Below are 10,359 nucleotides of genomic sequence, written 5' to 3' on the forward strand. Positions count from 1 at the left end.
GAGACAATTCAGCTTGCCCGGTGATCGCTCTGTTGGGAGATCAATCGGCCACGCCCATCTGCTTGCGAAAACTCTTCTCGAAGGTCTTTTCAGGGACGAAGCGCCGCATCAGGCGGAGACGGCCCGCCATTGTTCCGGGCGTGTAGCGAATGCCCGGCTGCTTTTCGGTGGCGGCCTGCACCACCTTGTCCGCCACGGCCTCCACGGGGTCGCCGGCCGCGATGCCGTTGCGCCAGGTCGCGTTCATGGCCGCGCGTCCCTTGTCGTAGACGCTCAGGATCCGATCGGGCTTGTCGCCGTTCTCTTCCAGCGCGGTGCGGGTGAAGACCGGCTCGACCAGCGAGACACGAATGCCGAATGTCCGCAGCTCGTGATCGAGCGATTCGGAATAGCCTTCGACGGCGTGCTTGGTGGCGTTGTAGAGCGCCGTATATGGTCCGGGCAGGAAGCCGGCCACCGAACTGATGTTGATGATCCGGCCCTGGCCCTGCCGGCGCACCGACCGGGATGCGTCCCCAGTGCGTCCCTGCTAGGTTTCACGAGGGGCCGCGAAAATCGTCTTCTTGGTTAAGGCATTGAGGTTACAACAAAAAATGGTTGCCCAGGGAGGGAATCATACGCAACCACCGACACGACGAGCCGTTGTTTGTCCTTAGTATGGTGGCGTGAGTGCTTGGCACAGGGTTGGCCCAAAGCCTCGTTGATCCGCCCGCGGGTGCGCGCTTGGCGCCATTAGCAGCAGCGTCCTGGCGCAAACGCAACCCGTCCAGACTGCCGCTACTGACCTGCCAATCGGAAGACCCAGATAGAGGCTTGCAGCTCTACATGCCACCAGACACGACGATGGTCTCTCCGGTGATCCAGCGCGCATCGTCGGAGACAAGGAACGCCGCCACGGGCGCGATGTCGCCCGGTTGGCCGAAGCGGCCGAGCGGGGTCATGCCGATCATGTTCTTTTCGGACTCGTTTCCGATCAGGTCGGCGGCATGGGTGCCGGGGGTCTCCACGCCACCCGGATTGAGCGAATTAACGCGGATCTTGCGCGTGCCAAGCTCCTTCGAGAGTGTGCGGCTAATGGCGTCTACCGCTCCTTTGGTTGCGGTGTAGATAGAGGCGCCCGCCGGCGTCTGTCGACTTGCTACCGAGCCGATATTGACGATGCTTCCGCCCTCAGGCCCGAACTGCGACACCGCGGCCTTCGTCGCGAGCAGAAGGCCGAGTACATTGGTGTCGAAGTGGCGCCGATATTCGCTCTCGGACACCTCCTGGATCGTGCCGAACTTGTAGACGCCGGCATTATTGACGAGGATGTCCACTTTCCCGTAAGCGGTCGCGGCCGTGGCGAAGATCCGCTCGACGTCCTCTGCTCTGGCGACGTTGCCCTGGACGACCGTCGCTTTGCCGCCGGTCGCTGCGATGTCGGCGACGACCTTATCCGCTCCGTCGCGGTCGCTCGCGTAGTTCACGACGACGGAGGCTCCTTCGGCCGCCAGTCTGCGGGCGATCTCGGCGCCGATGCCTTTGGACGCGCCGGTAACGATGGCGACTTTGCCTGACAACCTCTGCGGCCGGTCTTTTACCGCATCCTCGATGGTTCTGTTGCTCATTTTCGTTGTCCTTCCGGTTGGGATGCTCGGGGTTTCAAGCGGCTGCGCGCGACCGATGCAGCGCGACCAGTTCGGCTTCGTCCTTCAGCGCCTTCTGAGCGGAGGGGCGCGCTTCGACGCGGGCGACGTAGGCCATCAGGTTCTTGAGGTGGTCGATCTTCGCGCCGGAGCGTTCGTGCCACATGGTGCCCCAGACGTAGGCGTCGGCGACCGTGAACTTGTCACCCGTGATGTACGTCCGGCCGTCGGCCAGGCGCTGATCGAGCTCGGTGTAGGCCTTCACGAGCTTGTTGCGGGTCCATTCGGCACCCTCAGAGGTCAACAGCTTACGCATCAGCGGGATGTGCTTCTGGGCGATCTCGGTCGCGAGGAAGACAAGAAGCTGGTCGTACCTCGCGCGCTCGAGCGTGCCGGCTGCGGGGATCAGGCCAGCCTCCGGATGCTGATCGGCCAAGTACGAGGTGACGACTGTCGTCTCGGTCAGGCGATCCGATGCATCGTTGTTCAGTTCGAGGACGGGTACGTAGGCCAGCGGATTCACGTCGGTGAACGATTGGCCGTTCGAGGTGGTCCCGTTGTGTACGTCAAAATGGATCAGTTCAGGGGAAAGGCCGAGCTCGTTCGCGACGAGCTGGGCGGCGAGGGAGCAGGTTGCCTGGGCGATGTAGAGCTTCATGGCGAGGTCCTTTCGTTTGGATGGGCAGAACCTAACTGCACCGATCGAGGCGATAAACGGTAGACACCGCGCAAGACTGTCTCCCCATGGGATACAAGATGAGGCGATAGGCTCTGCGGCCATGGCTTGGCGGCCTTGCCAGCGTCCGCACCGGAATCGAAGCGCCCGCCCGCCAAGGCATGGCGGACGGGCGCGGAAGCTCCGAAGGTTCAAGCTGCGAGCGCCAGTCGCTCCGGGGCAGCTTGGACGCGCTGCTTGGCACCCGACAGGCGTCGCACGACGACGTAGAATACCGGCGTGAAGAGTAAACCGAACAGGGTTACGCCGAGCATGCCGAAGAAGACCGCGATGCCCATCGCCTGGCGCATCTCGGCACCGGGCCCGCTTGATGTGACGAGCGGCAAGACACCAAGGATGAATGCGAAGGACGTCATCAGGATCGGGCGCAGCCGCAGCCGCGCGGCCTTCACGACGGCTCGCATCTCGCCGTTGCCCTCGCCTTCCAACCGACGAGCGACCTCGACAATCAGGATGGCGTTCTTGGCGGCCAAGCCCACTAGAACGATGAAGCCGATCTGGGTCAGGATGTTGATGTCTCCGCCCAGCATCCGGACGCCGGCCGAACCGGTCAAGAGCACCATCGGCACGATCAGCAGAATCGAGATCGGCAGGCTCCAGCTTGCATACTGCGCGGCCAGCACGAGATAGACGAAGACGACCGACAGCGGGAAGATCAACAGGCCCAGATTGCCCGTCGTGGTCTGCTGGTAGCTCAGGTCGGACCACTCGAAGCTGATGCCGGCCGGCAGGATCTTCTTCGCAAGCTCCTCCATCTTCGCGATACCGTAGGCGGCGCCGACGCCCGGCAGCGTATCACCATTGATCTCGGTCGCCGGGAACAGGTTGTAGCGCGGCACGCGATCCGCACCGAAGATATCGCGCAGCGTTGCGACGTTGCCGAGCGGGACCATGTCGCCTGCCGCGTTGCGGACCTTGATCCGCGTCAGGTCGTCGGCGCTGTTGCGGAACGGAAGGTCGGCCTGCGCGGTCACGTGGTAGGTGCGGCCGTACATATTGAAGTCGTTGATGTAGCTCGAGCCGAAGTAGGTCTCGATCGCCGCGTTCACGTCCTGGCTCTGCACGCCCAGCATCTCGGCGCGCTCGCGGTCGAGATCGACGTTGACCTGCGGCGTGCCCGACGAGAAAGTGGTGTAGACGCCGGTGAGGCCGGGTGTGGCGTTGGCGGCGGCGACGAGATCGTTGGTCGCCTTGGCGAGCGCGGCGGTGCCGAGACCGGCGCGGTCCTCCAGCCTCATCGAGAAGCCGCCTGCGCTGCCGATGCCGGATACCGGCGGCGGCTGCACGACCAGGATGTTGGCGCCGTCGATATGGGCCACGCGCCTGGTCAGTTCCGCCTGGATCCAGGCCGCAGTCTGGCCGTGCTTCATGCGCTCTTCGAACGGCTCGAGCACGACGTAGGCCGCGGCGGAGCTCGACGAGATCGTCTGCGTCGCTCCGGAGAAGCCCGCGAAGGTCGGCAGGTGCGACACGCCCGGGATCTCGAGCGCAATGCGCCCGACTTCCTTGGCGATCTCCGTCGTGCGTTCCAGCGAGGAGCCCGCGGGAAGCTGTGGGATCGCGATGATATAGCCGCGATCTTGCGCGGGGATGTAGCCTTTCGGGCTCTCGACCAAAAGATAGCCGGTCGCGCCGAGCAGCAAGACGTAGACGGCGAGCATCGGCTTGGCATGCCGCACCAGACGTACGACCAGCGACCCGTACAGCTTCGATAGCTTGTCGAACCCAGCGTTGAAGCGCTCCGCCGCCACGGTACCGAGGCGCTTCAAGACGCCACCGCGCGCCCCGTCTCCGGCATGTTGCTTCAGCATCATCGAAGACAAAGCCGGCGACAGCGTGAACGAGTTGAACAGCGAGATCACGGTGGCGACCGCAATCGTGATGCCGAACTGGCGAAAGAACTGACCGGACAGGCCTGGGACGAACGCGGTCGGCACGAACACCGACGCCAGCACCAGGGCGATGGCAACCAGCGCGCCGCCGACCTCGCGCATGGTCAGCAGGGTCGCCTCCCGTGCGCTCTTGCCTTCCGACAGATGCCGCTCGACGTTCTCGACCACGACGATGGCGTCGTCGACGACCACACCGACGGCGAGCACCAGACCGAACAGGCTGAGATTGTTGATGGAGAAGCCGAGCGCCGCCATGACGGCCATGGTGCCGACGAGCGAGACCGGGATGGCCAGGATCGGAATGATCGACGGCCGCCAGCCTTGCAGGAAGACGATGACCACGACGACGACCAGCACCATCGCCTCATAGATGGTCTTCACCAGTTCGCGGATGCTGTCGGCGATGAAGCCAGTCGGATTGTAGCCGATTTCGTACCGTATCCCCTTCGGGAAGTCCGAGCTGAGCTCGGCCATAGTCTTCGCGATCTGGTCTTGCGTCGCCAGGGCGTTCGCACCGGGCCGCTGCAGCACGGCGAGCGCGACCGCGGGCTTGTCGCCCAAGTAGCCACCCGTCGAGTAGGTCAGCGCACCAAGCTCGACACGCGCGATATCCTTCAACCGGACCACGCGCCCGCCGTCGGTCTTGACGATGATGTTACCGAATTCGGCCGGCTTCTTCAGGCGACCTTCGAACACGAGGGTGGATTGGAAGGCCTGATCGGTCACCGGCGGCTCCGCGACGACCCCGCCGGCGACCTGCGTGCTCTGAGCGTTGATCGCCTTGGTGATGTCGGCCGGCGTGATCCCGAAGGACGCAGCCCGATCCGGATCGAGCCAGATGCGCATGGAGTATTCGCGGACGCCGAACAACTGGATATCGCCGACGCCATCGACGCGCTTGAGGACGTCGACGACGGCCCGCAGCGCGAAGTTCGAAACGTAGAGCTGGTCATAGCTCCCATCAGGAGAGAACAGGAAGACGCCGCTGAGGATCGTCGGAGACGACTTCTTCACGGTGACGCCGTTGCGCTGCACCGGCTCGGGCAGCCGCGGCGAGGCGAGCGCGACGCGGTTCTGGACCAGCACTTGGGCTTTGTCGAGGTTAGTGCCCGGCTTAAAGGTCACGGTCAGGGTCAGGCCGCCGTCCGAGGTGGCCTGGCTGTACATGTACAGCATGTCCTCGACGCCGTTGACCTCCTGCTCGATGGGCGTCGCCATCGTGTCGGCGACCGTCTGCGCCGAAGCGCCAGGATAGGTCGTCGAGACGACGACGGTCGGCGGAACGACGTCCGGATATTCTGTGACCGGCAAGGTAAAATAGGCGATGCCGCCGACGATGACGGTGACGATCGACAGCACGATGGCGAAGATCGGCTGGCGGACCGAGAGTTGACCGAGGTTCATAACACATCTCCCTTCGACGCGAATTGTTCAAACTTGATGGCTTCCATACGCACGGTGACCTTGGTGCCGGCCTGCACGCGCTGAATTCCCGAGAGGACGACGCGATCGTTCGGCTCCAGACCGCGTGTGACTTCCCGCATCTTCCCGAACAGTCGACCGAGCTCGACGGGGCGTGCAGCGATGCGGTCGTCGCTTCCGACGACGAAGAGAACGGCTTGCGAGGAATCGCTGGCGACAGCTGCTGCCGGGACCAAAACGGCCTGATGCGCCGGTTCGGCGGGCAGCGAGATGCGCACGAACTGGCCGGGCATGAGTACGTGGTCCAGATTAGCGATGCGAGCGCGCAAGCGCAGCGTGCCGGTGGATGCATCCAGACGGTTCTCGGCGAAGTTCAGCTTGCCGGTGAAGCCCGGCGATTTGTCGCCCGGCAACGCGATGCCGACTTCACCACCGGACGCGAAGGCGACCGCCTGTTTGCCATCGGCAGCGCGCCGGTATCGGAGGAAGCTGTGCTCGTCGATGTCGAAGTAGGCATCGATGGCGTCGAGCGAGACGATGCTCGTCAGTAAGGTCGCGTTGGCGTCGCCGCCGGCGACGAGATTGCCTTCGCTGACCAGCTTGCGACTGATGCGGCCCGTGATCGGCGCCCTCACCTGAGTGAAGTCGAGGTCGAGATTGGCGCGGGCGAGCGCGGCGGCCGCGACAGCTACGGCGGCTTCGGCCGCCTGCTGGTTCTGCGCCCGCTGGTCGAGGACGTTGGTCGCGATCGCCTGCGCCGCGATCAGCGACTTGGCGCGCTCCAGTTCCTTGTCGGCCAGCACGAGCTGCGCCTGTGCCTGCGCAAGCTGGCCTTCGGCTTGTTTCTCCGCCGCCTCGTAGGGGCGCGGGTCGATGACGAACAGGAGATCGCCTTTGTGGACGTAGTCGCCGTCGCGGAAGGCGACGCGCTCGACGTACCCGTTCACGCGCGGCCGCACCTCGACGGTGTCGACCGCTTCCAGCCGGCCGGTGAACGTGTCCCATCCGGTGACCTCTTTCACCAGCGGGGTGCTCACCGAGACGGTGGGATCGGCTGGCGGCACGGCCGCGTTAGGACCGCATGCGGCCAGCATCAGCGCGACGACACTGGCCAGCGCAAATCTCGTCAGAAAGCGTGCGTCGAACATGGCGAGAACCTTCGTAAAAATTGGCACGAGCGAGTGGGACCAGCGTCCGGACGGACGTCGGGTTGTCGACAATCGGTTGTTCAAGTGATCCGAGACGGGCGACCCTACCGGGCCGGGGGCCCTAAATAATCAGGCTCGGTCGGCATGACTTTTTGAGGCTAGCTACACAATCGGAGAACCGGCTGCCCGCGGATATCATGAAGCGCGTCCATCGCATGTTCAGCCCTCCCGCGCGGACTGAACTGCCGCGACCTCAATACGGAGACGTTCGAGCTCTTCGTCATGGATGCCATGCTCATGCAGGCCTTCGCAGGTCCGGAAAAGGTAGTCCGCAGAGCTGCCCAGGGCGCCGGAGGCGGTCGCAAGGCGCCGAACGACGTGCTCGCGCTCCAGACCGCCGTCGTAGTGTTCGCAAGCAGGATCGATGGTGAAGGCGATCCCGCAGCCAAAGCGCTCGCCATGCTCGTCCAGAAGATCGAGCCAGCGCGGCACGTAGGCACTCGAGAGCATTTCACGCTTCCACAACATCGCGAGTTCGGACTCGACGATCTCGCCGGAGATCCGGAACGCTACGCCGTCGCAGTGGCCGCCCTCGTCCAGTCCGAGAACAAGTCCCGGATTGTCGAGCGAGCCGCGGCCCGCCGGAGTCGCCAAGCAGAAGGCGCGATGCCAGCCCAACACCTGGGCGACGCGACGTTCGACGAAATGGATGGTCGGATTCCAGACTAGCGACCCATAACCGAACAGCCAGACGTCATCGCGTGGTTTCGCGGCGAGCGTCCGGAGCAACGATTCTTGACGTTCGATCTCCGAAAGGATCCGGACGGTGGGCGCATCACGCGCCACGATGGCGTCGATTACGCCGGTGTTGATCAGGTCTCGGGTCAGGCAATCCAGTTTCACGGCGACCTCCGTAGGTTGGTCGTCGATATGATCCAAGGAATGCTGTTGATAAACGGTGCTGAAAGCGATTGTTTGTCTCTCTTTGGGATACAATAATGGTTAGGCCGAAATAGATAAGTAAACGCAAATATTTAATTGGCACGGAACGCGATTCGGACTGACGTTACTCGAACAAAAGGGAGTGGCAATACCCTCTGCAGAGCGATAATTCAGCGGAGAATACTCTTTTGTCGCCCCGGAGATGACAGATGGCCTCCACCGAGCTTCCCATCAACGACATAGCGACGTTCGTCGCCGTCGCCCAGAACGCGAGCTTCACCAAGGCCGCCGAGAAGCTTGGCACCAGCAAGTCTAACGTCGGCAAGGCGGTGCAGCGGCTGGAGGTGAGACTTGGGACCAGGCTCCTGCAGCGGACCACCAGGGCAGTCCGCCTCACTGAGGACGGCGAGCTCTATCTCGACGCCGCGCGCGCCGCGCTGGACGGATTGAACGAGGCCGAGATCACACTCTCGGCGCGGCGCGACGAACCCGTCGGAAGAGTGCGACTCGATATTCCGATCGGCTTCGGCCGAATGCTCCTACCGGTTTTCGTGCAGGTTCGCGAACGCCATCCCAAGGTCACGATCGAGTTGTCTCTCAGCGACCGTCAGTCGGATCCGGTCAAGGATGGCTGGGACATCGTCGTGCGCGCCGGCGAATTGCCGGCCGAAGGCGATATGACCGCGAGGAAGCTCTGCGACATCCGACTCGGCCTTTATGCGTCGTCGGACTATCTAGGGCGTCATGCTCCACTTATCTCCGTCGACAATCTGACGGGACACGAAGCCATCATCTTTCGGGCGGGGTCGGGCAAAACAAGGCCGTGGACGGTGACCAACGGGAAGTGCGTGTTCAATACCGCGCCACCCGCGAGCGTCATCACGGGAGACGGGCGCGCCTTCATCGACTCGGCCATCGCCGGCATGGGCATCGCGCAGATCTTCGATCGTGTTGCGGCGATGCATGTCGAATCCGGCGAGCTCGAACACGTGCTGCCTCAGGCCGATGTTAACGGGCCTCCCGTCCACGCGCTGATCCCTGCGGGTCGTCGCATGCCGCCGAAGACGCGCGTCGTTCTCGACCAGCTCGTTGAGTTCTTCAAGAGGCCGCTCTGATTTCCGGGTCTTGTCGACGACTTCGAAGGGTATCTCTCGCGTGGTCGCTCATGACCCGCTATGAGCCGTAAGAATTGATGCGTCCACGACAGGAAGAACGCGACGGCGACGTGCGGCGGACCCTCAGGCCAGCGCTCACGCAGCGCTATCGCACAAAATCATAGTCTAGCGCACAAGAGCGTAGTTTTGGTGCCCAGGGGCGGAATCGAACCACCGACACTGCGATTTTCAGTCGCATGCTCTACCAACTGAGCTACCTGGGCAGGTCGCGGGAGGGCCAAAAAGGCCGAGCGAGCGGGCGGGTTATAGTGGGGTGGAGGGGCGATGTCTACCCGGCTTCGCCTTTGGCTACGCCGGGCGCGGCCCCGCTTCGCAGAGCCATCATGGGCGCGCCGCGTTATCCCCAACTTATTGGTAAGTCTGATCTATTCCTCCTCGGCCTGGTCGTCGCGGCCGGGGACGATGTAGGTGCCGGAGAGCCAGCGGTTGAGGTCGACGTCGCGGCAGCGGGCGGAACAGAAGGGGCGGAAGGCATGCTCGGCCGGCTTGCCGCAGATCGGGCACGGCCTGGACGGCGTCTTGGACGGTTTCTCCGCCTTCGCAGGCGCCTCCGCGGCGCCCGCCTGTCTTCGCTGTTCCGGCATTCAACCAACCGTAGCGGTGTTCAGCCAGCCGTATCGGATCGGAAACCCTTCGCCGCCGAGCAGCGTGACCGTTTCATAGAGCGGCAGGCCCACGACATTGCTGTAGGAACCGACCATCTTGACCACGAAGGAGCCGGCAATGCCCTGCACGGCATAGCCGCCGGCTTTGCTGCGCCATTCGCCCGAACCGATATAGGCCTGGATGTCATCCTCACTCAAACGCTTGAAACGCACGCGGGTTTCGACCAGGCGTTGGCGGAACGCTTCCCTCGGGGTCACGAGGCAAATCGCGGTGTAGACGCGGTGGTTGCGGCCCGACAGCAGGCGCAGGCACTGCGCGGCCTCGTCGACCAGCTCGGCCTTCGGCAGGATGCGGCGGCCGACCGCGACCACGGTGTCCGCGGCCAGAATGAAGGAGCCGCGGATGTCGTCGTCGAGCTGCACCGATTTCAGCGCCGCTTCGGCCTTGGCCCGCGCCAGGCGGTTGGCGCAGGCGCGCGGCAGCTCGCCCCGCCGCGGGGTCTCGTCGACATCGGCCGGACGCAGCGCGTCGGGCTCGATGCCGGCCTGGTTGAGCAGGGCCAGCCGCCGAGGCGAGCCGGAAGCAAGAACGAGTTTAGGACGGCCAAGCATGCAGGTTCTTGGAGGAAGCAGGATTGGGTGGGTAAGCGCGCGCGGAACCTATCGGAAGGGGCCTTCTTTCACAACCGTGGAACCCGGGTGCGAATCATTTCCATCAGGAGGACGTAAGGCCCCATAAGCACAGCTCTTTGTCAGTGAAGCGACAAGAGGGCGTGAGCGGCGCGATGCGGCCTACGCCTGTGCGCGCGGAGAG

Annotated in this window: 9 protein-coding genes and 1 tRNA gene; 1 reads left to right on the forward strand and 9 read right to left on the reverse strand. The window is 63.8% G+C overall.

Going from position 1 to position 10,359, the window contains the following annotated elements; all coding sequences use genetic code 11:
- Window positions 1–40: 40 nt before the first annotated feature.
- The 6 genes from CWO89_RS12330 to CWO89_RS12355 form a co-directional block, all read right to left on the reverse strand.
- Window positions 41–499 carry an SDR family NAD(P)-dependent oxidoreductase gene (locus CWO89_RS12330; protein ID WP_130578874.1) on the reverse strand — a complete coding sequence of 153 codons (459 nt, stop codon included), beginning with the start codon at window positions 497–499 and terminating at the stop codon, window positions 41–43.
- Window positions 500–821: 322 nt separating this feature from the next.
- On the reverse strand, window positions 822–1,607 hold the full coding sequence (locus CWO89_RS12335; RefSeq protein WP_130578875.1) for an SDR family NAD(P)-dependent oxidoreductase: 786 nt from the start codon (window positions 1,605–1,607) through the stop codon (window positions 822–824).
- Window positions 1,608–1,641: 34 nt separating this feature from the next.
- A complete protein-coding gene (locus tag CWO89_RS12340; RefSeq protein ID WP_130578876.1) occupies window positions 1,642–2,283 on the reverse strand; it encodes a glutathione S-transferase family protein in 642 nt (213 codons plus the stop codon).
- A gap of 209 nt (window positions 2,284–2,492) precedes the next feature.
- On the reverse strand, window positions 2,493–5,657 hold the full coding sequence (locus CWO89_RS12345) for an efflux RND transporter permease subunit (RefSeq protein WP_130578877.1): 3,165 nt from the start codon (window positions 5,655–5,657) through the stop codon (window positions 2,493–2,495).
- Window positions 5,654–6,823: an efflux RND transporter periplasmic adaptor subunit gene (locus tag CWO89_RS12350; RefSeq protein WP_130578878.1), complete on the reverse strand. Its 1,170-nt coding sequence runs from the start codon at window positions 6,821–6,823 to the stop codon at window positions 5,654–5,656. Before CWO89_RS12350 ends, CWO89_RS12345 begins: the two co-directional genes overlap by 4 nt.
- 219 nt (window positions 6,824–7,042) lie before the next feature.
- Window positions 7,043–7,762, reverse strand: a complete 720-nt coding sequence (locus CWO89_RS12355; RefSeq protein WP_130578879.1) for a gamma-glutamylcyclotransferase — start codon at window positions 7,760–7,762, stop codon at window positions 7,043–7,045.
- A 212-nt stretch (window positions 7,763–7,974) separates the two neighbouring features.
- Here CWO89_RS12355 and CWO89_RS12360 point away from each other — a divergent pair, with 212 nt between their 5' ends.
- Window positions 7,975–8,880 (forward strand): LysR family transcriptional regulator, encoded by a 906-nt coding sequence (locus tag CWO89_RS12360; RefSeq protein WP_130578880.1) that lies wholly within the window; start codon window positions 7,975–7,977, stop codon window positions 8,878–8,880.
- A 187-nt stretch (window positions 8,881–9,067) separates the two neighbouring features.
- On the opposite strand, the gene CWO89_RS12365 is transcribed toward CWO89_RS12360, so the two are convergent.
- The 3 genes from CWO89_RS12365 to CWO89_RS12375 all read right to left on the reverse strand — a co-directional run bounded on the left by CWO89_RS12365 (window position 9,068) and on the right by CWO89_RS12375 (window position 10,157).
- Window positions 9,068–9,143, reverse strand: a tRNA-Phe gene (locus CWO89_RS12365).
- 162 nt (window positions 9,144–9,305) lie between these two features.
- Entirely contained in the window at window positions 9,306–9,524 is a 219-nt protein-coding gene (gene yacG, locus CWO89_RS12370; protein WP_130578881.1) for a DNA gyrase inhibitor YacG, read from the reverse strand.
- Entirely contained in the window at window positions 9,525–10,157 is a 633-nt protein-coding gene (locus CWO89_RS12375) for a Maf-like protein (RefSeq protein ID WP_130578882.1), read from the reverse strand. It lies immediately after the preceding gene.
- Window positions 10,158–10,359 lie beyond the last annotated feature (202 nt).

Origin of the sequence: Bradyrhizobium sp. Leo170, assembly GCF_004296405.1 — a bacterium.
In the GTDB taxonomy this organism is placed as follows: Bacteria; Pseudomonadota; Alphaproteobacteria; order Rhizobiales; family Xanthobacteraceae; genus Bradyrhizobium.

Excerpts from the sequence above, each read along its gene's own strand:
- CWO89_RS12360 (WP_130578880.1), top strand. The coding sequence starts at position 7,975 with ATGGCCTCCACCGAGCTTCCCATCAACGACATAGCGACGTTCGTCGCC.
- CWO89_RS12340 (WP_130578876.1), bottom strand. The coding sequence starts at position 2,283 with ATGAAGCTCTACATCGCCCAGGCAACCTGCTCCCTCGCCGCCCAGCTC.
- yacG (WP_130578881.1), bottom strand. The coding sequence starts at position 9,524 with ATGCCGGAACAGCGAAGACAGGCGGGCGCCGCGGAGGCGCCTGCGAAG.
- CWO89_RS12350 (WP_130578878.1), bottom strand. The coding sequence starts at position 6,823 with ATGTTCGACGCACGCTTTCTGACGAGATTTGCGCTGGCCAGTGTCGTC.
- CWO89_RS12345 (WP_130578877.1), bottom strand. The coding sequence starts at position 5,657 with ATGAACCTCGGTCAACTCTCGGTCCGCCAGCCGATCTTCGCCATCGTG.
- CWO89_RS12375 (WP_130578882.1), bottom strand. The coding sequence starts at position 10,157 with ATGCTTGGCCGTCCTAAACTCGTTCTTGCTTCCGGCTCGCCTCGGCGG.
- CWO89_RS12335 (WP_130578875.1), bottom strand. The coding sequence starts at position 1,607 with ATGAGCAACAGAACCATCGAGGATGCGGTAAAAGACCGGCCGCAGAGG.